This is a genomic window from Gemmatimonadota bacterium (genome assembly GCA_026702745.1).
In the GTDB taxonomy this organism is placed as follows: Bacteria; JAAXHH01; JAAXHH01; order JAAXHH01; family JAAXHH01; genus JAAXHH01.
Genome location: JAPPBT010000079.1, coordinates 44,326 through 65,467, shown reverse-complemented (window position 1 = coordinate 65,467; position 21,142 = coordinate 44,326). Strand labels below are relative to the sequence as shown.

Genomic DNA, 21,142 nt, shown 5'->3' with positions numbered 1-21,142 from the left:
CCGGGGTCTGCGTCTCCGGGGCTGCGTCTCCGGGGTCTGCGTCTCCGGGGCGGCGTCTCCCGGCTCCGTCAGATTCCGTCGACGAACCGTCCGGGATTCAGCGTGCCCTTCGGATCGAACCGTTCTTTGAGCATTTCCATGATGGCCCGGTTCCCACGGGTCGAACCCCAAATGCCCACCCGATTTTTCAGGGCGGCGGGGGCGTGTTCCACTACGAAGACGCCCTGTTCTTCCGAAGCGTTTCGCAGGTCCTCGATCAAGTTCGCAAGCCCATCCAAATCCGATTCCCGGAACGTCCTGTCCCTGAAGAAGACGAAGGCCACGTGGCCGCTCGCGAAATGGGAGAGCAGGCCGCAGCCGATGGACAGGCGCTGGCAGCCTTCGTCCGCCAGGCGGAAGAGCGGTTCCACCCCGTCCGGCGCGACGCCGGCCCGGCACGTCACACCGGGACCCATTCCCGGGGGCAGAAGACCGCCTCCCGGAAAAGCCCGCATCGCGTCCAGCACCCGGCCGTATACTTCTCTGTCCGCATGGATGACATCGGCCGCCCCCGAATCCCGGAAGAGCCGCTCGCATTCCCCCACCTGCCATTCCACCGTCTCATCCGTGCCGATCATGCCCGCGACGACGGCGTAGTCCTGGTCGTTCGGGTGGCTGCCTTTCCCGCCGGTCGCCAGGAGGCCGGCCCCACCGCCGTCCGCTCCGGATCCGGTCTCAGGCCCGGCGGCCTCATCGATGAGGAGCGCGCGGGTCGCGGGACTGGCCACTTCCAGGAAGGACGGCATGATTTCCGAGTCCATGACCCGGAAGGCGCATTCGGCCGCCTCCCCAATCCCCTCCATGGTCCCTATGAGGAGCCTGCCCGCCGACGGCAGGGGCTGCAGCTTCAGGTTCACTTCCGCCAGTATGCCCAGCGTTCCGAGCGAACCGATGTACATCTTGTTCAGGTCGTAACCCGCCACGTTCTTGACGACCTGCCCCCCGGACCGGACGACGGTGCCGTCCGCCTGGACCACCCGTGCGCCGATGACCAGGTCTCTGGCCGTGCCGAAGGAAGTCCGGAGCACGCCCGAGGCATTGGTGGCGAGCACCCCGCCCAGGGTCCCCTCGTCGCCGTGAGGCGGGTCCAGCGGTAAAAACTGACCTCGCTTCCCCAGCCCGGCCTGCAGTCCGGCCATGGTGATGCCGGCCTCCACCGTGGCCGTCTGGTCCGCGGGCTCGTGCGCGACGATCCGGTTCAAACGTTCCATGGACACCACGATATCCGCGCGGGATGGCGGATGGCCGAAGTCCATCTTGGTTCCGCCGCCCCGCGGGATGACGGCGTAACCCAGTTCCGAGGCCATCTGCACGGTGGCCGCGAGTGATTCCAGACTCCCCGGAGCCACAACGGCGGAGGGGACAACCCCTTCCACGGCATGAGAGGCCAGCGCTTCCCGGCTTGCCGGGGCATAGCCGTCCACGAGAGTTCCGAGCCTGCTGTGCAGCACCTCATCGGACATGGAGTAACCTGAGTGCCTTCGTGTCTATAGCAGTGCCGCCTGGCGGTTGGTGTACTTCAGCTCCGCCGTTCCGCATCCGATGCAGGTGCGGTTCGTGGGAAACATCTTGCCGGGATTGCTGAGGTTCTCCTCGTCGAACACCGCTTTGACCGTCTCCATGGCCTCGATATCCGCTTCATTGAAGATCAGGGGCATCAGGTCGACCTTTTCGTATCCGATGCCGTGTTCACCGGTGATGGACCCGCCCAGGTCGACGCAGGCCCGCAGGATTTCGTTACTGGCCTCCACGGTCTTCCGCGCCTGCTCCTCGTCCCGGTCGTCGTACGCGATACAGGGGTGGATGTTGCCGTCCCCCGCGTGAAAAACATTGCCGATCAGCAGATCGTATTTCTCGGCAGTGTCCTGGATGACCCGCATGATGTCCGGGATCTTCGTCCGCGGAACCACGCCGTCCTGCACGTAGTAGCTGGGACTCAAGCGCCCCATGGCGCCGAAGGCCCGCTTGCGGCTCATCCACAGCAGGGCGCGTTCCTTGTCGTCCTCCGCGGTGCGGATATCGCTGGCCCGGTTTTCCCGGCAGACCTCGGCCACTGCTTCGGCCTGGGTGCCCAGGCCCGCCTCGTGACCTTCGAGTTCGATGATCAGCACGGCTTCGGCGTCCATGGGAAACCCGAAATGATAGGCCGCCTCGATGGCGCCGATGGCGACCTTGTCGATCATCTCGAGGGCCGACGGTACGATCCCGCGGCCGACGACGCCGGCGACGGCGCGCGAGGCGTCTTCCACCTGGTCGAAAACCACCAGGAACGTCCGCCAGGCCTGAGGCAGGCGGGTCAGCTTGACCCACGCCCGTGTCACGATGCCCAGCATGCCCTCGGATCCGATCATGAGACCGCGCAGGTCGTAACCCACGGCGTCTTCCGCCTTGCCGCCGAACCAGGTGACCTGCCCGTCCGGCAGGACCACTTCCACGCCCAGGGTATGGTTGGTCGTGACCCCGTACTTCAGGGTGTGGGGACCGCCCGAGTTCTCGGCGATGTTCCCCCCGATGGTACAGGCGTACTGGCTAGAGGGGTCCGGCACGAAGTGATAGCCCTGCTTACCGGTCTCCTTCGACAGGTGCAGATTGACCACGCCGGCTTCCACCAGCGCCCGCTGGTTGCGGAAGTCGACCTCCACGATGCGGTTCATCTTGGTCAGCGCGATCATGACCCCGCCGTCGGGCGGCAGGCTTCCGCCGCTCAGGCCGGTGCCCGCGCCGCGCGCCACGAAGGGAATCCGCGCTTCATGGAGAATCCGGACCACGGCCGCGACTTCCTCCGTCGTGGTGGGGTAGACGACGGCGTGCGGGGCGTTCCGGTCGATGGTCAGCCCGTCGCATTCGTAGACAATCAGCTGGTCCGGCGCGTCGATGACGTTCTCCCGGCCCAGTACGTCCGCAAGCCGTTCGACGAGCTGGTCTTTATTCATCGGTAACCTCCGTATTTCCGATCGCGCGGCCGGTCTCCGGTGCGCCGGGCCCCGCGTGTCAGATCCCGCGCGACAGATTCGCCTGTCCCCAACGCTACGACCGGGTCAGGTCGAGGAACTCCATCCGGGTACTGCGATCGTCCCTGAACACGCCGAGCATAGCGCTCGTCGTCGCCTTGGAATGCTGTTTCTCCACGCCGCGCATCATCATGCAGAGGTGGTTGGCTTCCATGACGACGGCTACTCCCAGGGGATCGAGACAGGTCTGCAGGGTCTGGGCGATCTGGGAGGTCAGTCGTTCCTGCAGCTGAAGCCGCCGCGCGAAGACGTCCACGATGCGGGGGACCTTGCCCAGACCGATGATTTTGCCGTTGGGAATGTAAGCGATATGGCACTGTCCGAAGAAGGGCAGCAGATGGTGCTCGCACAGCGAAAAGAACTCGATGTCCTTCACCAGCACCATCTCGTCGTAGTCCTCTTCATAGATAGCGCCGTTCAGGACGGTATCAATGCTTTTTTCATAACCCTGGGTCAGAAACCGCAGGGACTGCGCCACGCGGAGGGGCGTGCGCCGGAGACCGTCCCGTTCCGGATCCTCGCCGATCTCCGTGAGCAGCGACCTCGTCAATCCCTCGATCGGGTCCATTGTGGTTACGGGTCCTCCTCGCCATAATACTCGAAAGCGTTTTTGGATGTCTCCACCAGGCGAATCCGGTAGAGCGAAGGGGAATCAAAAAACGGAAGCAGCCGCTTCCAGATTACCCTGAGCAGTTCCTCAGAAGTCGGATTGACGGTCCTGAATTCCTCCAGGTCCCGGTTCAGGTGGCGATGGTCGTAGCGATCCACGACTTCCTTCTGCAGGACCTCATCGAAACGTCCCATTTCGATGACCATCCCGGTCTTCTCGTCCACCGGGCCTCGGACTGTCACCTCCAGCTCATAGTTGTGTCCGTGGCCATGGGGATTGTTGCACTTACCGAATATACGCACGTTTTCTTCGTCGCTCAACCTTATACTGTGCAGGCGGTGGGCGGCGTTGAACTCGACGTTTCTTGTAACGTGGACCATGCTGTCGTCTCCGGTGTGTACGATGTTTCGTGTGCGGCTTTCGCGCAGCAGGACGCGCTTGAGTACGCACGGTCCGGTACCGCCATCCACCGCGTGCCAGAGGTACCGGGCGAGTCTTTCACTCGTCGGCGCCGGACCTTTCAGGGCGTCGTGATCGTGGTTCAGGTGGCTCAGGTCCAACGGTTCGATCACGGCGTGCAGCAGTTGCTTGACCTCGGTCAGGTTCAGGACCACGCCGGTACGGGGATCGACCGGTCCCCCGAAGGTGAATTCGGCCTCGTAATCGTGACCGTGAGCGGTGCCGAAGGCGCTGGAACCGTAGACCCACCGGTTCCTGGCTTCCGTCCACTCCGGATTGCGGCACAGGTGCGTCGCCGAGAACCGGGTTTTTCGCGTTATGAGCATCATGCGGTCGGGTGGTTCGGACGGCGGGTGGAACGGTCGGGCGGCAGGTGGATCGGTCGGCGGCAGACCGTGAGAATCATCGACTAGACGGCGCGCGGGCGACCTTCTGGCTGCAACGCTTTGGCGGCCGCCGCCGTCACGGTCCCGACGGCTTCATCCAGCGTGCCGTTGAACGTGACGCCTGCGGCATTCTTGTGGCCGCCGCCACCCAGGGCCACGGCGACCTGGTTGACGTCGGTATCCGGCCGGGACCGCAAGCTGATCTGGACGGTACCCGCCTTGCCTTCCACGAATATGATCCCGATTTCGACTCCGGCGATGGTCATGGTCACGTCCACGAACCCGCTCGTATCCGACGACCGGGCACCGGTTTCCTCAATCATGGACCGCGTAACGGTCAACCAGGCGACGCGGCCGCATCCGCTAAACTGTATATTGGAAAGCGCGCGGCCCATGAGCCGGGTACGGGCGCCCGTGTTCCGGTTGTAGATCTGGTCGTAGACCCGGGACGGGTCGACGCCCGTGGAGAGGAGTTTGGCCGCGACGATATGGGCGCACGGCGCGCTCCTGGCGAAGCGGAACGACACGGTATCGGTCAGGATGCCCGTGTAAAGCGCGTCCGCCGCCCTCGACGTGAGCGGCGCGCCGATCGAGTCGATCAGATCGTAAATCAATTCAGCCGTTGAGGACGCCTTCGTGTCGATCACCGACAGCGGCGTGATCAGTTCACTGTAAGGATGATGGTCGATCACGATCTTTGCCGCCGCCGACTCCTCCAGCGGCTTCCGCAATCGCCCCAGCCGGTCCCAGCCGTTGGCGTCCACGATGACGACTACGTCCGCGGCGGCGAGGCGCCCTGTCTCATCATCCGAAGCGGGTGCGAGGATTTCACCATCGGGATCCAGCCAGATATAGGCGGCGGGAATGGCGTCGTTCATGGCGACGACGGCGTCCTTCCCCAACGCCTTCAGACACTCGTAGACCCCCAGGGCCGAGCCGATCGAATCCCCGTCGGGGTTGACGTGGCTGGAGATCACGAAGGACTGGTTCGACGCGATGACTGCCTTGACTTCATCCCACATGGCCATTGTCCATGGATCGGTCCCGGCGGCGTTGCGTAGTACCTCTTCGTCGGGCCTTGTTTCGTACGACGCGCATTTGATTCCGCCTGGGTCCGCCGCATCGGGTGATCCGGCGTGCCGGTAAGAATCGTCGAAAATAATGATCAGCCGCCCTTCATGTCAAGGTTTATTGTTGATTCTGAGCGGATCGGAAACGGGTTAAATAGTTGATAAATAAGCGTTTTAATTGACACGCCACCGGTCGGCCGGTAGGTTGGATGGAGTCCAGGGGAACCTTCAGCATCTACGCCTTGCCGCCTTCCGGTGCGGACCAGGCCTTTCCCATAGTCTCCCGCTCGTTACATGCCCATGTCGAACGCCCTCGTCCTGTTCATGAAAGCCCCGATACCCGGAACCGTGAAAACCCGGTTGACGCCGCGGGTAACGATGGACGAGGCGGCGGATCTCTACCGCGCCTTCATCGTGGACACGCTGCACCAGGCCCAGCGGATCGCCGGTACGGACCTCTTCGTGGCCTGGACGCCCGACGACGGACGGACGGAACTCCTTAACGCCCTGGGCGGTCCGGGCGGTCCCGATGTGAACTGGCTCCGTCAGCGGGGCAGCCATCTCGGGGAACGGTTGTCGAACGCCTTCGCAGCCTTTCGGAAAGCCGGTTGGAAAAAGACCGTCGTGCTGGGCGGTGACAGCCCCCTCCTGCCCCGGGAATACGTCGAAGAGGCCTTCGAGGCGCTGGACCGGCACGACGTCGTGCTCGGTCCCGCCGATGATGGAGGATACTACCTGATCGGACTGGGCGGTCCGGGCGACCCGGGCGACCCGGGCGAATCGGGCGACCCAGGCGGTCCGGGCGACCTAGATGGGCCAGGCAGTCCGATCGGTCTCGCCAGTCCAGACGATTCAGAAAAACCAGAAAGTCCGGGACGCCCGAGGAACGGCGACGTCCGGTACGTCCGACTCTTCGAATCCATTCCCTGGGGCACCGGCCGCGTGTTGCAACAGACCCGGGCGGCCATCCGGGCGAGCGGGCTTTCATGCCACGAACTCCCGACCTGGCACGACGTGGACCGTCCCGCCGACCTGGACCGGATCGCGCGGGAAATTCGGGCGTTGCGCGCCTGCGGCGACCACCTGACCGGTCGATGCACGGAAACCGCGCTCGACGCCGTGAGCCGGAAAGGGAGGGACCCATGAATGCCGACCGGGAAGCGCTGCGCCGCCAGTTTGCCCGCCTGCCTTCCGTGCGCCTGGTGCAGGGCGAATCCCGCATCGAGGCGCTGCACGGCCGGTTCGAGGATGGGCAGATCGACGCCGCGATCCGGAAGGAACTGAGCGACGCGCGGGACCGGATCCGGTTTCGTCCCCCGGAGATTGACGAGGACGGATTCGCGGGAGCGGACGGATTCGCCCCGGAGCGCTTCGCCGAACGGACCGCCGCACGTCTGGAGGGTGAAGCCCATTCGGCGAGTGGGGTGCTGATCAACGCCTCCGGCATCCTCTTCCATCCGCTTGCGCGGCCCCCATACGCCGGAACGGCCGCCGGAAGGGCCTCGAGGCTGGCCCTCACCCTCGCGGCTTACGAGAAGGACGGCCGTACCGCCGGCCTGGTGCGCGAATTGACCGGCGCCGAAGACGCACTGGTCTGCCGGTCCGTCGCCGCCGCCTTCCTCCTGGCGGTCCGGGCGCTCGCGGGACGAGCGGAAGTGGTCATCGGCCGCAGCCAGGCGGGATTGATCGACGCGCCTTACGAGGAACGGCCCGTGAACCCGGTGTCGCTCTGCGCCCTTGCCGGCGCTACAGTGATCGAGACCGGTGCAACCAACAAATCCCGTCTGTCCGACTACGGACGCGCGGTGGGCGACCGCACCGCATTGATCGTCACGGCCCGTCCGTCCACCTGCGCCCTTCGAGGTTTCACCGAAGAAGCGGCTCCGGAGGAGATCGTCCGGACCGGCGCGGAATCCGGCGCCACGGTGCTTCACCTGGCCGGCAATACGACGTTGCGCCCGGTCTCATCCGCCCCCTTCGCGGCCAGGGGCTCGGTCACCGATGCCGTGCAGGCCGGCACGCCACTGACCATCGCGGCCGGCGGCGGCCTCATAGGCGGTCCGCCGTGCGGCCTGCTGATCGGGACGCGACGGGTCATCGCTCGACTGAAAGCGCACGGCACCTGGCCGGCGGCGCGGGCCTCCCGGCACGTGCGAGCGGGGATCGACACGCGGCTGGCGGAACTTGCCGATGGGTCCTGCGACCTGGCGTGCCATCCGGCGGCCCACATGCTGGCTGCCTCCGGGGAGGAGGTAGGCGCCCGTGCCCGCCTGCTGTTCGAACGCCTGTCAGAAGACGGCCGGCTCCGCGGTGCGTGTTCCTTGATCGAAAACCGTGCGTATCTCACGGCGTACCGACTCCCCGCCGACGCCCTGCCCGGTTACGCCGTCTCCATACGGCGGCCGGGCGGCGATCCCGGCGGCCTGGCGGCCCGGTGGCTGACGGGAACCCCGCCGCTGCTGGCCGAATGCGGCCGGGACCGGGTCCGGATCGACCTGCGGGGCGTGGCGCCGCATCGCATCGACGACGTGGCGCGAATCGTGCGGTCCAACCTGTAACTTTCCGGTTTATAACTTATGGAAATAATAATACTTGTAAGGGAACGGCAGGCCGGATATATTCGAACCGTACCACCGCAATCCGCAATCTTTCAACCGGAACAACGTGATTTTGCAAATAGAGCAAGTCGTATCCGACGTAATCCACGTCGGTAAGCGGATGTATGACCGGGGATACGTAGCCTCGAACGACGGAAACCTGAGCGTTCGACTGTCCGAAGACCGATTGCTGATCACGATGACCGGGGTGAGCAAGGGTTTCCTGGACCCGGACAAATTCGTGATCGTCGACTATGACGGCGCGGTGATCTCGGGGACGCACGAACCGTCGTCAGAGATGAAGATGCACCTGATGGTGTACCGCGAGCGTCCGGACGTGCACGCCGTGGCTCACGCCCATCCCCCGGCCGCGACGGGTTTCTCGGTGGCCGGCGTGCATCTGCCCGACGCCCTGCTGCCCGAGGTGATCGTCTCCCTGGGTTTCGTACCCATCGCGCCTTACGGGACGCCGGGGACCATGGAACTGGTCGAATCGCTGCGGGGATTCGTGCGGAACCACGACGCGGTCCTGCTCGAAAACCACGGCGCGCTGACCCTGGGTCCGGACATCGTTTCGGCCTATCACAAGATGGAAACCATGGAGCACTGCGCGCAGATCGCCCTCGTGGCGCGCATGCTTGGCCAGGTCAACTCCATCGACCAGGAGAACGTGGACAAGCTGCACCGCCTGTACGGCCGGCCCTATAATACATCCGGCGGAAACGAAGGATACCGGACCGAGGAATCTACATGACGACAACGCGCAGAGAACTGGTCAACGAAATCAGCGAGACGCTGGGACTGAAGAAGACGCAGATCTATCCCGTGATCGACGCGCTCTTCGAAATCATGCGGGAGAACCTGGTCGAAGGCAACCGGATCGAGATCAGGGGATTCGGCGCGCTGGAGATCAGGAATACCCGCCCCAAGCCGGCGGCCCGCAATCCGCGGACCGGCTACACCATCGAGGTTCCAGCCCGCCGGAAAGCCAAGTTCAAGCCCGGAAAGATCCTGAAGGAAGCTTTGCGCGCCCAGCGGAAGCGTCGGGAGTAACCGGCCGACGCGCGGCATCGACGCACCCACGCCAAACAGCGAGACATGCCTCCTTTTTATCCGGTCGGCAAGCTGCCCGCGGAAGACCTGGACCGCATCCTGCGCCGCTACGCTTCCGGCGCCGACCCGAGACTGCTCGTGGGCCCTGGCATCGGACGGGACGCGGCGGTCATCTCATTCGGTTCCAGCGTACTCGTTTCGAAAACCGACCCCATCACTTTCGCCACCGAGGAAATCGGCTGGTACGCCGTCAACATCAACGCCAACGACATCGCCGCCATGGGCGCGGCGCCCCGGTGGTTCCTCTCGACCATACTGCTTCCGGAAGACAAAACCGACGCCGAACTGGTGGACCGCATATTCTCCGGCCTGGCCGACGCCTGCCGCGAACTCGACATCACCCTCTGCGGCGGTCACACTGAAATCACCCACGGCCTGGATCGGCCGCTGCTGATCGGGCAGATGCTGGGGGAAACGACAGCCGACGGCTATGTCTCCGGCGACGGCGCCCGGGTGGGCGACCGGATCCTGCTGACCAAGGGGATCGCCATCGAGGCAACGGCGCTGATCGCCATGGAGAAAAGCGACGAGGTCCGGACGCAGTTTTCCGACGGGTTTCTCGAGACCTGCCAGCGGTATCTCAGGCAACCCGGCCTCAGCGTGGTCAGGGAAGCCCGACTCGCCATGGAAACCGGCGGGGTCCACGCCATGCACGATCCCACGGAGGGCGGACTCGCGTCGGGACTGCGGGAGATCGCCGTCGCTTCCGGGGTCGGCATGCTCATCGAGGAGGACCGGATTCCGGTGCTGCCCGAACCGGAGGCCCTTTGCGCGTTTTACGGCCTGGATCCCCTGGGGGTCATCGCGTCGGGCGCCCTGCTCATCGTGGTGGGGGCAGACCGAGCGGAGCCCCTGGCGGTCCGCCTTGGCGAAGCCGGCATCCCGGTCGCCGAGATCGGGTCCGTACAGCCTCCCGGGTTCGGAATCCGGATCAGGAGCAAGGGTGAAACCTCCGATCTACCAGCCTTCGACCGGGATGAAATCGGCAAGGTGTTCGAATCGACGTAACCCCGTCCGGGACCGGTAAAAAAACTTGCATGCGGACCCCCGGAAGCTTAGATTTGGACAGCGAAAACCGAAAAGTACGGTGTACGGCCAGGGGTCGTTTTTGGGCCCGGTTCTGATCACATCTTCGCATTCCTTCAGGAGAAAATCATGGAAAAAGTGATGGAAATCATCGTTTTCCTCATGAAGCACATGCAGGATGAGAAAGGCCGCTTCAACGACATCGCCGACGTCTCCCAGACCCTCGTCGGGCACGGCTATACCCAGCAGGAGGTCAACACGGCCTTCGCCTGGCTCTTCGACCGTCTCCAGGCGCAGGCGGAAGTCGTGGTCGATCCGACCAGGCCGCTCCAGCCCAAACCCAACCGGATTCTGCACGCCGTGGAACAGTTGATGATCCAGCCGGACGCCTACGGCTACCTGCTGGAGCTTCGCGAACTGGGCCTGATCACCGATACGCAGACCGAACTGATCATCGAACGGGCCATGCTGACGGGCGCCCGTTCCGTCACCAGGGATGACATAAAAACCATCGCCGCACCGATCCTGCTCGAGTCGGAATCCGGCCAGGTCATGATCTGGCTGCCCGACGACCTCGAAGAGGGCATCGTCGGGAACTGAAGTCCGACCTTCCTTCATCTCCAGCGCGACTCATTTCACGCGACTACTTTCAAACATGTCCAAATCACTCGTTATCGTGGAGTCCCCGGCCAAGGCCCGTACGATCAAGAAGTACCTGGGCAAGGATTTCGAGATCATGGCGTCCGTGGGTCATGTCCGGGACCTGCCGCCCAAGAGCCTGGGTGTCGACGTCCAGAACGGATTCCAGCCCGAATACGTAACGATCCCGGGTAAGGAAAAGGTCGTGAAGGACCTCCGCAGCGCGGCGCGGACGGCCGATCAGATCTTCCTCGCGACCGACCCCGACCGGGAGGGCGAGGCCATCGCCTGGCACGTGGCCAGCCAGCTGGGCAACAGCAAGAAGGAAGTGGGGCGGGTGCTTTTCCACGAGATCACCCCCGGGGCGGTACGGACCGCGATCGACAAGCCCGTGTCGATCGACATGCAGAAAGTCAACGCCCAGCAGGCGCGGCGCGTCATGGACCGTCTCGTCGGATACCAGGTCAGCCCCTTCCTCTGGAAGACGATCACCGGCGGTCTGAGCGCGGGCCGGGTACAGTCGGTGGCGCTGCGGCTGATCTGCGAACGGGAAGTTGAAATCGAGCAGTTCAAGGTCGAAGAGTACTGGTCCATTACGGCCCACCTCCGGTCCGAGGGGGACGTCGTATTCCCCGTCAAGCTGATCCGCGTGGACGGAGAGAAGTTCAACCTGCCCGACGAGAAGTCGGCCCGGGCGCTGATCGAGGACCTGCGCGGGAAGACCTTCGAGATCGAGGGCATCACGCGGAAGCGCACGCAGCGCAATCCCTATCCACCCTTCATTACCAGCACCCTGCAGCAGGACGCGGCCAGGCGCCTTCGGTTCACCACCCAGAAGACCATGATGATCGCCCAGCAACTTTACGAAGGCATCGAGCTGGGCGACGAGGGGGCCATCGGGCTGATCACCTACATGAGGACCGACTCGACCCGGGTCGTGGACGAGGCGATCGCGGCCGTCCGGGACCTGATCGGCCGGGTCTACGGCGACGAATACGTCCCCCCCAAACCGAGGAGGTTCAAGACCAAGGCCGGCGCCCAGGACGCCCACGAGGCGATCCGGCCCACGGCGGCGGACCGCACCCCGGAGAAGATGAAGCCCTTCCTGACGAAGGACCAGTACAGGCTGTATGAACTGATCTGGCTGCGCTTCGTGGCGTCCCAGATGCGACCGGCCCGGTTCGATGTGACTACCGTTGACTTACGGTGCGGGAAGTACCAGTTCCGCGCCACGGGTACCGTACCGACCTTCGCGGGATTCCTGAAGGCCTATGAAGAACCGGTCGACGAGGACGCGGAAGTCAAGGACGATGAGAAATCCCTTCCCGAGCTTCGGAAGGACGAGAAACTCGCCTTGGAAGAGCTCGAACCCAGGCAGCATTTCACCCAGCCCCCGCCCAGGTACACCGAGGCGAGTCTCGTCAAGGAACTCGAAGTCCGGCAGATCGGCCGGCCGAGTACCTATGCGCAGATCATCAGCACGCTGCGTATGCGCAAGTACGCGGCCATGAAAGCGGGCCGGTTCACCCCGACGGACCTCGGCATAGCCGTAAACCGGATCCTGGTCATGGCTTTTCCGGACCTGTTCGACGTGGCGTTCACCGCGAAGATGGAGGACGCGCTGGACCGCATCGAAACCGGGGAACTGGACTGGACCGGCACCCTGGTGGACTTCTACCAGCCCTTCAATGAGCGGTTGCAGACCGTAAACGCCCAGCGATCGGAGCTGAAGAGCTCGCTGACGGAGGAGACGGACGAGAAGTGCGAGAAATGCGGCAAGCCCATGGTTATCCGATGGGGTCGGAACGGGCGGTTCATGGCCTGCGGAGGATTTCCCGCATGCCGAAACACCCGGCCGATGAACGACGAAGAGAACGCCGACCTGAGTACCGACGAAGTATGCGGGAAATGCGGCGAGAAAATGGTCGTGAAGACCGGCCGGTACGGCCCCTTCCTGGCGTGCAGCGGATATCCCCGTTGCCGGGAGACGCGGCCGGTCAACCTTGGGGTCGACTGTCCTGAAGAAGAATGCGGCGGGTTCCTCACGGCGCGCCGGTCGCAGAAGGGCCGGAATTTTTACGGTTGCAGCAACTACCCCAAGTGCCGTTTCGTGGTGTGGGACAAGCCGGTCGACCGACGCTGTCCCCGGTGCGACTATCCCCTAATGGTCGAGAAACAGGAACGGTCCGGCCGTGCGTCGCTGCAGTGTCCGTCATGCAAGCATCGCGTGCGGGCCGCCGAGTCGCAGGCCGCCGGTTCCGACCAGGCGGACCGGGACGTCCAGGCGGACCATGCCGACCAGGCCGGACAGGCCGGCCAGGCCGGCCAGACCCTCCAGGAGGCTTGACCGACCATGGAGAAACTGGTCAGCGCATTCCTCGATCATCTCGAGATCGAGCGTAATTACTCCGGGCATACCCGGTCGGCCTATGCCGGCGACCTGGGCCAATTCCAGTCTTTCCTTTCCGAAGCCGGCGGTGGTGCTACGCCCGACCCGGAATCCGTCGACAAGTCCGTGGTGCGGGCGTTCCTGCACCACCTGCACCGGGAAGGCTTCAGCAGGCGGACGATCGCGCGCCGTTTCGCGGCCGTGCGGTCCTTCTTCCACTACCTCTGCCGGGAAGGGGTCGTTTCCTCCAACCCGTGCGTCTACCTGACCACGCCGAAATGGGACCGCCACCTGCCCCGATTCCTGGACAAGGGCCAGGTGGAGGCCCTGCTCGGTCAGCCCGACCGCGGCCGGGTGCTCGGGCTGCGGGACGTGGTCATCCTGGAACTGCTATACGGAGCGGGCATGCGGTTGTCGGAACTCGTCGGACTCGACGTCGGCGCGATCGAAATGACGGAGGAACGGATCCGCGTGATCGGGAAGGGGGACAGGGAACGCATCGTGCCGCTGGGCGGGCCAGCGCTGTCCGCGCTGGCGGCCTATATGGACGTCCGCCTCACGCTGATCAAAACCGAGCGTGACGAAACAACCGCGCTCCTGCTGAATCAACACGGCCGCAGGCTGACGGGACGAGGGGTCCAGTACATCCTGGGGAGATACGGTCTCAGGATCAGCCAGCAGGGATTGACGCCCCACATGCTTCGCCATACGACCGCCACGCACCTGCTCGACGCCGGAGCGGACCTGCTGGCGGTCAAGGAGCTACTCGGCCACGAACGACTTTCGACCACTCAGGTCTATACCCACGTCGCCCTCGACCGCCTCAAGAAAACGTACGAAGAGGCGCATCCCCGCGCCTGATCTATGAACAGGACGCCGGACCACTCCGCGCAGAAGATTCCGGTCAGCCTGGCCCGACAGGTCGACATGGTCCGACGGGTCGACACGGCCCGCCAGTTCGGCCCGTCCTGCCTGGTCGCCATGGCCTGCCTGGTCGGCCTGGTCGGCCTGGTCGGCCTGGTCGCCGTGGCCTGCGCCCGCGAGGGCATGCCGCCCGGCGGACCGCGCGACCGTATTCCGCCCTGGGTGGTTGAAACCGATCCCCCGGCGGGTTCGACCCACGTGCCGCAGGACGTTTCCCCGAAACTGACCTTCAGCGAACGCATCCAGCCCCGCTCTATCGAAGGCAACCTGTTCATTGCGCCGATCGTGGAATTCGAAGCCGAAGCGAACTGGCGGGGTAACGAGATCACGGTCCGTTTCGAGGAGCCCCTGCTGGTCGACAGAACCTACATCATCACGGTGGGCACCGGCATCAGGGACATGCGGAGTAACCGCATGGATTCCACCTACGTATACGCACTGTCGACCGGCCCCGGCATCGAAGAAGGGGAGGTAAGCGGCCTGACGGTCCACGACGGCCAACCCGCCAGGAATACTTATGTCTGGGCCTACGATCTCGCCGGGAAGCCCGATCCCGACCCGTCCGGCACGACCCCGGACTACCTGGTCCAGGCCGGTCGGGACGGCACCTTCACCTTCACCCATCTCTCGGCTGGCCGTTACCGCCTCTTCGCCTTCCTGGACCAGGGCAGAGACCGTCTCTACGACGCGGGGGTGGACCCCATCGGCGTGCCCACCCGGGACGTCGTCCTGTCGGCAGAGGGCATGGCGGCAGAGGGCATGGCGGAAGAAGGTATAGCGGAGGAGGGCATGGTGGACGGTCCCATGTGGTTTCGGATGGCCGTGAACGATACCGCCGCCATGCACGTAATGTCCGCCCGGGTTGCCCACCGCCGCGAAGTGAGTGTCTTCCTGAGCGAGGCGCCTCGCGCGGACATGGTCCGGGACACGGGTGCCTATGCCATCACTGGCGTGGAGGAGGACGAAGGCCTCGAGGTCACATCCGCGTACCAGGATCCGGCGGATCCGGCGACCATCGTGCTCACCACGGCGCCCCAGGTCCGCGACCGGGTCTATCGCCTGACCGTTACCGGACTGGAAAATACCTGGTCTGAGCCGATGGACACGACGGAGAACACCGCCGAGTTTACCGGGTCGTCCATTGAGAACTCGCCGGCACCGAGGTTGCTGGAAGTCTACCCCGGCAACCGTGCGCGGGACGTCGCGCAGTCCGTCGAGCTTCGATTTTCGTTCAGCGAACCCGTCACCCTGGAGGAAGGGGCCGTGGTACTTCGGGATTCCACGGACCGGAAGACTGGCGGGGATCTCCGGTGGATCGACGCCACGGTCGCCGCAATGCGGCCCGATTTCATGTTGCAGCCGAGTACCGACTACGAGATCCTCGTACTGGCCGGCCTGGTCAAGAACGGGTTCGACCAGCCGCTGCAGGCCACCGGCGACCGTCCCGACACGCTCTCGTATACCTTCACGACCATCGATCCCGAGAGCTACGGTTCGCTGTCGGGACGGTTCGAGGATGAAGACACCGCGGGGGCGGGAGCCGTGGGGATCTCCCTTTACCAGTTACGGGACTCGGAGCCCACCGCGGAGATCGAACTGGCCGGACCGGGGGGTTTTCGGTTTGACAATGTGCTGCCGGGCCAGTATATCCTTCAAGCCTACCGCGACGCGAACGGAAACGGTAGATTCGATTACGGCAACCCCTTGCCATTCGTTCCCGCCGAACGGTCCATGGTCCATCCGGACACCCTGGAAGTACGACTGGGATGGGAGACGGAAGACATCACGCTCAGGTTGAACCGTTAGCGGTCCGGCGCGTCAGGGGAGGAACACCATGATCCAGGTAAAAAACGCCCTCGGTCTGCAGGAAGCGGTGGATGCGCTGAGGACGCAGGGCATCGTGACCGTCGAAGGCGTATTCTCCGCGGAAGAGATGGTTACGTTCCGCGGTCTGCTGGACCGGACCATCGCGGAAGCACGCCGCGTAGATGAATACAAGGGGCGGCCGACCGAAAAGCTTCTCGGGAAATCGAAGGACACGGTCTGGCTGCTGTGGGAACTCTACGCCGTGTGCGAAGGCGGGCTCCGGTACTCCCGGCATCCCGCCATCGTCAGCGTGCTCGAACGCGCCCTGGGCGAACCGGTGAAGCACGCGAGCATCGGCACCATGTTCGACAAGGTGGCCGGCGGCGACGCGGAGATCGGCTGGCACCAGGACACCTTCTTCATCGTGGACCCGCCCCCGGACCGGGACCTCGATCTTACCGGCTACTGGAACCAGTTCGGCCACATACACATCAGGCCCGCCGACATCGATTGGAAGGAAGACTATTTCCAGCAGACCATCATCGTCCGCATCAACGTGGACCCGCAGACCATCGAGAACGGCGCCATGAAGGTCCTCCCCGGCTCCTATCTCGAAGGACCGCTTGAATTGAAGGGCGGCCCCGAAGCCTATGTCGCCGCGCACGAACACGAGGCGATCGACTGCACGGCGGGCGAGGGAAGCGTCACCTTCTACTATCCCACCATGCTCCACAGCTCGGAGGTCAGTACGGCGCCGCACGGCGTGCACCGGCGGGCCGCCGCGCACCGGGTCCGCGCGGAAAGCCTGCAGATCCCGGGCTGGGACTGGCCCTCGGACTGGCCCGAAGGCACCGAACGGATCCGGCCGGAAACGGGATTCGACCTGGACCCCTTCGCCTGATCGCCGCCGACGCACCGAACCCTACCGACGGCCGGATTCCCGCCCGGTTTCACCGATATACAGGGTAGAGAAGGCCGGCGCGAAACCGCTCCACCGCCGGTCGCCGTACCGATTTTCCTCGATGCCCAGGACCCACGGCTTGCTCAGGGTCGCGTTGACCATGTTGTGCAGGAACACGCCCGCGGCCTGCTCGGACAGGATCACCTCGGCGTCCTGGTACATGGCGACGCGCTTCTCCTCGTCGAATTCCCGCGCGGCCGCATCCACCAGGCGGTCAAACTCGTCGTGTTTCCAGTCCTGCCGGCCCGATCCCACGGGCTGGGAGCGCCAGGGCACAGCGATCATGTCGCTGGGGTCGGGATAGTCCATGTTGAACCACAGGAAACCCCACGGGATCTCGTGGTCGCGCATGAAGGCGTTGAAGGCGTTGGTGGACTGCTGCCGCAGGTTCACCTCGATGTCCAGGTGGTCCTCGAACATCTGCTGCATGGCGACGACCACGTTCCATTCATCGGGCGTCGGCGGCTGGCCCCGCACCCAGAGTTCGAGCGCGGGCAGCCCCTTGCCTTCGGGGTAGCCGGCCTGCGCCAGCCGCTGCCGGGCCAGCTCCGGATCGAAAGCCTGGTACGCGCGGATCCGGTCCGCCTGGTACCCCGGGAAGCTCTTCGGCAGCATGCCGTAGGCCGGCGTGGCGGCGCCGCCGAGCACAACGTTGCAGATGGCCTCGCGGTCGATGGCGTGGGCCAGGGCCTGGCGCAGCCGGATGTTGTCGAAGGGCGGCTCGCGCGTCCTGAAGATCGTGTAGTACGTCCCGAAGTTCGGATAGGTGATCAGCTCGCGGCTCAGGACGGGGTCCATGCGTGCGTGATGGTAATCCGGACCCATGACGCCGATCCGGTCGAACTCGCTGTTCTCATAGGCCGGCAGGCCCCGCCAGCCCGGCAGGATGAAGGTGAACTCGATGCGTTCGAGATATCCCTTCCACGGACCGTTGTAATGGGGATTCAGCGTGTAGTTCATGCCGACGTTCTTGTCCCACGATGCGAGGCGCCAGGTGGAGTTTGACACGCAGTACTCCGGCTCGGACCACCTTATTCCGTATTTCTCCACCTGCCACCTGGGCGCGGGCACGGAAGTAAAGAAGGTGAGGATATAGGGAAAGTGCGAGCAGGGTTCTTCGGTCTCGATCACCAGCGTACGGTCGTCCACGGCCCGGACGCGGACGGCCTGCGGGTCGTTCGTCTGTCCCGTGTTGAAAGCCCGGGCGCCCTTGATCGGGTAGTAGAAGTAGGCGAAGATGTTGGCGTGGGCGGGATCGAGCAGCCGGCGGAAGGACCATTCGAAATCGTGGGCCGTCACCGGCCGGCCGTCGCTCCACTTCGCACCTGCGCGGATCCTGAAGGTCCAGGTCACGTGGTCGTCCGCCACGGACCAGGATTCGGCGGCCGCGCCCCTGATTTCCATGTCTTCGTCGAAGACCAGCAGGGATTCGAAGAGGAAGGCGTTGAACTGGGCGTCGAAGAGGGAGATGCCCACGTCCAGGGTGGACGGTTCCAGCATGCTCAGCCGGATGTACTGCTCGCTGAGTGGAGCGGCGTCGGCGGGCAGTTCCCGCCCCACCGTATTGACGCGCGAGGCCTCCGTCCCGTCGCCCGGCTCGATAACCGGGGACCCGCAGGCCGCTGCGACCAGCGCGGCGGCGCAGATCAAGACGTAGTTCCGTACTCCCATCGTGCCCTCCCGGCCGCCGCGGAACCCCGCCGGCCACTAGGCCGGTGCTGCAGCCGCGGGCTGGTTGGTCACTCTTCGGCGAAGGCGGCGTCGAAGGCCACGTCGGACGGAGGAAAGTCGACGCCCTTCGTGAAGGCGCAGGCTTCCTCGGCGCCGTGCTCGCGGTCCATGCCGCTGTCCTCCCACTCGATGGATAGGGGACCCTGGTATCCGATCTCGTTCAGCGCGCGGATGATCTCCTCGAAATCGATGCTGCCGCGGCCGAGGGACCGGAAATCCCAGTAGCGGTCGGAATGGCCGAAGTTTACATGTCCGCCGAAGACGCCGGCCCGGGTCGGGCGTTCCGACCACCAGACGTCCTTCATGTGCACGTGGTAGATGCGGTCCCTGAAGGTCCGGATGAACTCGACGTAGTCCACCCCCTGGTAGCCGAAGTGGCTGGGGTCGTAGTTGAATCCGAAGGCCTCGCGGTTGCCCAGGGCGTCCAGCGCCCGCTGTGCCGAGGAGAGGTCGAAGGCGATCTCCGTGGGATGCACCTCCAGGCCGAACTTCACGCCCACCTCGTCGAACACGTCCAGGATCGGATTCCAGCGCGCCGCGAAGTCTTCGTATCCCGCGTCGATGGATGAAGGGTCCACGGGCGGAAACGAGTAGAGCAGGTGCCAGATCGACGAGCCGGTGAACCCGTTGGCCACGTCGAGGCCCATGTTCGCGGCGGCCCGGGCGGTCTGCTTCATCTCCTCGGCGGCGCGTTGGCGCACGCCTTCCGGGTTCCCGTCCCCCCAGACATGGGGCGGCAGGATCGCCTCGTGGCGGGCATCGATCAGGTCGCAGACCGCCTGGCCGGCGAGATGGTTGCTGATGGAGAACACCTGCAGGCCGTGCTTGTCCAGCAGCGCCCTGCGGTCCTCGCAGTACGCCTTGCTTTCAGCGCCCTGATTCACGTCGAAATGATCACCCCAGCAGGCCAGCTCGAGACCGTCGAACCCCCAGCTTGCCGCCTTCCCGGCGAGTGTGTCGAGGGTGAGGTCCGCCCACTGGCCGGTAAAAAGCGTTACGGGACGAGACATGATTGACTGCTCCTTTCTGATGCATAGTCGCCATGTACAGCGCGGTGGCCACTAACCTACAGGTCGGCGATCCGGACCCAGCTGCCGTTCTCAGCCGACAGCGAAACGGCTTCCAGCACGGCCTGGTCCCGGACGCCTTCGTCGAAATCCGGATGGAGATTGTCGTCGGCGCCGGCGATGGCCTGCATGAGATCGTACACCTCGTGGATGAAGGTGTGTTCCCAGCCGATGATGTGTCCGGGCGGCCACCACCGGTCCATATAGGGGTGGGCGCCTTCGGTCACGATGATCTCGCGGAAGCCCTGCACGTGGTCCTCGTCATCCCTGTTGTAGTACTGGAGCTCGTTCATCTTCTCCAGGTTGAAGGCGATGGAGCCCTTGCTGCCGTTGATCTCGAATCGGTTTCCGTTCCGGCGCCCGCCGGCGAAGCGCGTGGCCTCGAAGGAGCCCACGGCGCCGTTCTCGAACCGGGCCAGCGCCAGGGTCGTGTCGTCCACGGTCACCGGTCCCGTCCGCGTGGAACCGCCGGCGCTCGCGCCCAGGGCCGAGTCGATCTCCTCCACGATGGGACGCTCCTTGATGAAGGTCTCCTGCATGCCCGTCACCTCGGTGATCTCGCCGATGAGATACCGGGCCAGGTCGATGATGTGGGCGTTCAGGTCGCCGTGGGGGCCCGATCCGGCTTTTTCCTTCTGCAGCCGCCAGACCAGGGGGAAGTCGGGGTCCATGATCCAGTCCTGCAGGTAGACGGCGCGCCAGTGATACACCTGGCCGATGCGGCCTTCTTCGATGAGCCGCTTCGCCAGCGCGACGGCGGGCACCCGCCGGTAGTTGTAGGCCACCATGCTCTTCACGCCCGCCCGGTTCACGGCTTCGGCCATGGCGCGGGCCTCCGCGAGGGTGTTGGCCAGCGGTTTTTCGCAGAAGACGTGCTTGCCCGCTTCGGCGGCGGCGATGGCGATCTCCGCGTGGCTGTCGCCCGGTGTCGAAACGTCGATGAGATCGATGTCGTCCCGGGCGATCAGCGTCTTCCAGTCGGTCTCGTATCCTTCCCACCCGAACTCGGCGGCCGCGCCTTTCACGTTCTCCGCGTTGCGCCCGCAGATGGCCTTCATGACCGGCACGCCGGCCGCGTCAGGGAAGAAGAAGGACATGTCCTTGAAGGCGTGGCTGTGTGCCTTGCCCATGAACGAATAACCCACCAGGCCCACGTTAACGTTCCGTGCCATGTATTGCTCCTTTCTCGTCTCGCGCCGCCGGGGCGACCCAATCTCCACCGGGGCGGTCACGTTCTTCGCCGGGCGGCCCGTTCTCCGCCGGGCGGCCCGTTCTCCGCCAGGCGACCCTATCTCCGCCGAAGCGGCCCTTGCT

18 protein-coding genes are annotated in these 21,142 nt (G+C 64.7%); 10 read left to right on the top strand and 8 right to left on the bottom strand.

Going from position 1 to position 21,142, the window contains the following annotated elements:
- Nucleotides 1-68 precede the first annotated feature (68 nt).
- The 5 genes from OXH56_13595 to OXH56_13575 all read right to left on the bottom strand — a co-directional run bounded on the left by OXH56_13595 (nt 69) and on the right by OXH56_13575 (nt 5,527).
- Complete coding sequence (locus OXH56_13595) at nt 69-1,502, bottom strand: FAD-binding oxidoreductase (protein MCY3556341.1); 1,434 nt, start codon at nt 1,500-1,502, stop codon at nt 69-71.
- A 24-nt stretch (nt 1,503-1,526) separates the two neighbouring features.
- Nucleotides 1,527-2,972 (bottom strand): FAD-binding protein, encoded by a 1,446-nt coding sequence (locus OXH56_13590; GenBank protein MCY3556340.1) that lies wholly within the window; start codon nt 2,970-2,972, stop codon nt 1,527-1,529.
- A gap of 94 nt (nt 2,973-3,066) precedes the next feature.
- On the bottom strand, nt 3,067-3,618 hold the full coding sequence (gene folE / locus OXH56_13585) for a GTP cyclohydrolase I FolE (GenBank protein MCY3556339.1): 552 nt from the start codon (nt 3,616-3,618) through the stop codon (nt 3,067-3,069).
- Nucleotides 3,619-3,623: 5 nt separating this feature from the next.
- Entirely contained in the window at nt 3,624-4,448 is an 825-nt protein-coding gene (locus OXH56_13580; GenBank protein MCY3556338.1) for a 6-carboxytetrahydropterin synthase, read from the bottom strand.
- Between the two features lie 80 nt (nt 4,449-4,528).
- The gene (locus tag OXH56_13575; protein MCY3556337.1) at nt 4,529-5,527 is read right to left on the bottom strand and encodes a bifunctional oligoribonuclease/PAP phosphatase NrnA; all 999 of its coding nucleotides are present in this window, start codon (nt 5,525-5,527) and stop codon (nt 4,529-4,531) included.
- A 342-nt stretch (nt 5,528-5,869) separates the two neighbouring features.
- On the opposite strand from OXH56_13575, the gene OXH56_13570 reads away from it, so the two are divergent.
- The 10 genes from OXH56_13570 to OXH56_13525 all read left to right on the top strand — a co-directional run bounded on the left by OXH56_13570 (nt 5,870) and on the right by OXH56_13525 (nt 16,970).
- Nucleotides 5,870-6,721 (top strand): TIGR04282 family arsenosugar biosynthesis glycosyltransferase, encoded by an 852-nt coding sequence (locus OXH56_13570; protein MCY3556336.1) that lies wholly within the window; start codon nt 5,870-5,872, stop codon nt 6,719-6,721.
- Nucleotides 6,718-8,133 carry a hypothetical protein gene (locus OXH56_13565; GenBank protein MCY3556335.1) on the top strand — a complete coding sequence of 472 codons (1,416 nt, stop codon included), beginning with the start codon at nt 6,718-6,720 and terminating at the stop codon, nt 8,131-8,133. The genes OXH56_13570 and OXH56_13565 overlap by 4 nt, the downstream gene beginning before the upstream one ends.
- A 112-nt stretch (nt 8,134-8,245) precedes the next feature.
- The gene (locus OXH56_13560) at nt 8,246-8,926 is read left to right on the top strand and encodes a class II aldolase/adducin family protein (protein ID MCY3556334.1); all 681 of its coding nucleotides are present in this window, start codon (nt 8,246-8,248) and stop codon (nt 8,924-8,926) included.
- Complete coding sequence (locus OXH56_13555; GenBank protein MCY3556333.1) at nt 8,923-9,225, top strand: HU family DNA-binding protein; 303 nt, start codon at nt 8,923-8,925, stop codon at nt 9,223-9,225. Before OXH56_13560 ends, OXH56_13555 begins: the two co-directional genes overlap by 4 nt.
- A gap of 45 nt (nt 9,226-9,270) precedes the next feature.
- Nucleotides 9,271-10,293 carry an AIR synthase family protein gene (locus OXH56_13550; GenBank protein ID MCY3556332.1) on the top strand — a complete coding sequence of 341 codons (1,023 nt, stop codon included), beginning with the start codon at nt 9,271-9,273 and terminating at the stop codon, nt 10,291-10,293.
- A gap of 147 nt (nt 10,294-10,440) precedes the next feature.
- A complete protein-coding gene (locus OXH56_13545; GenBank protein MCY3556331.1) occupies nt 10,441-10,911 on the top strand; it encodes a DUF494 family protein in 471 nt (156 codons plus the stop codon).
- A 55-nt stretch (nt 10,912-10,966) separates the two neighbouring features.
- Entirely contained in the window at nt 10,967-13,297 is a 2,331-nt protein-coding gene (gene topA / locus OXH56_13540; GenBank protein MCY3556330.1) for a type I DNA topoisomerase, read from the top strand.
- 6 nt (nt 13,298-13,303) lie between these two features.
- Nucleotides 13,304-14,200 carry a tyrosine recombinase gene (locus OXH56_13535; GenBank protein ID MCY3556329.1) on the top strand — a complete coding sequence of 299 codons (897 nt, stop codon included), beginning with the start codon at nt 13,304-13,306 and terminating at the stop codon, nt 14,198-14,200.
- Between the two features lie 3 nt (nt 14,201-14,203).
- The gene (locus OXH56_13530) at nt 14,204-16,069 is read left to right on the top strand and encodes an Ig-like domain-containing protein (protein ID MCY3556328.1); all 1,866 of its coding nucleotides are present in this window, start codon (nt 14,204-14,206) and stop codon (nt 16,067-16,069) included.
- Nucleotides 16,070-16,097: 28 nt separating this feature from the next.
- Nucleotides 16,098-16,970, top strand: coding sequence for a phytanoyl-CoA dioxygenase family protein (locus tag OXH56_13525; GenBank protein MCY3556327.1), 873 nt, complete (start codon nt 16,098-16,100; stop codon nt 16,968-16,970).
- Nucleotides 16,971-16,991: 21 nt separating this feature from the next.
- Here OXH56_13525 and OXH56_13520 read toward each other — a convergent pair whose 3' ends face one another.
- The 3 genes from OXH56_13520 to OXH56_13510 all read right to left on the bottom strand — a co-directional run bounded on the left by OXH56_13520 (nt 16,992) and on the right by OXH56_13510 (nt 21,000).
- Nucleotides 16,992-18,701, bottom strand: coding sequence for a peptide ABC transporter substrate-binding protein (locus tag OXH56_13520; GenBank protein ID MCY3556326.1), 1,710 nt, complete (start codon nt 18,699-18,701; stop codon nt 16,992-16,994).
- 68 nt (nt 18,702-18,769) lie between these two features.
- Entirely contained in the window at nt 18,770-19,771 is a 1,002-nt protein-coding gene (locus OXH56_13515) for a sugar phosphate isomerase/epimerase (GenBank protein MCY3556325.1), read from the bottom strand.
- A gap of 56 nt (nt 19,772-19,827) precedes the next feature.
- Nucleotides 19,828-21,000: a Gfo/Idh/MocA family oxidoreductase gene (locus tag OXH56_13510; GenBank protein MCY3556324.1), complete on the bottom strand. Its 1,173-nt coding sequence runs from the start codon at nt 20,998-21,000 to the stop codon at nt 19,828-19,830.
- Nucleotides 21,001-21,142 lie beyond the last annotated feature (142 nt).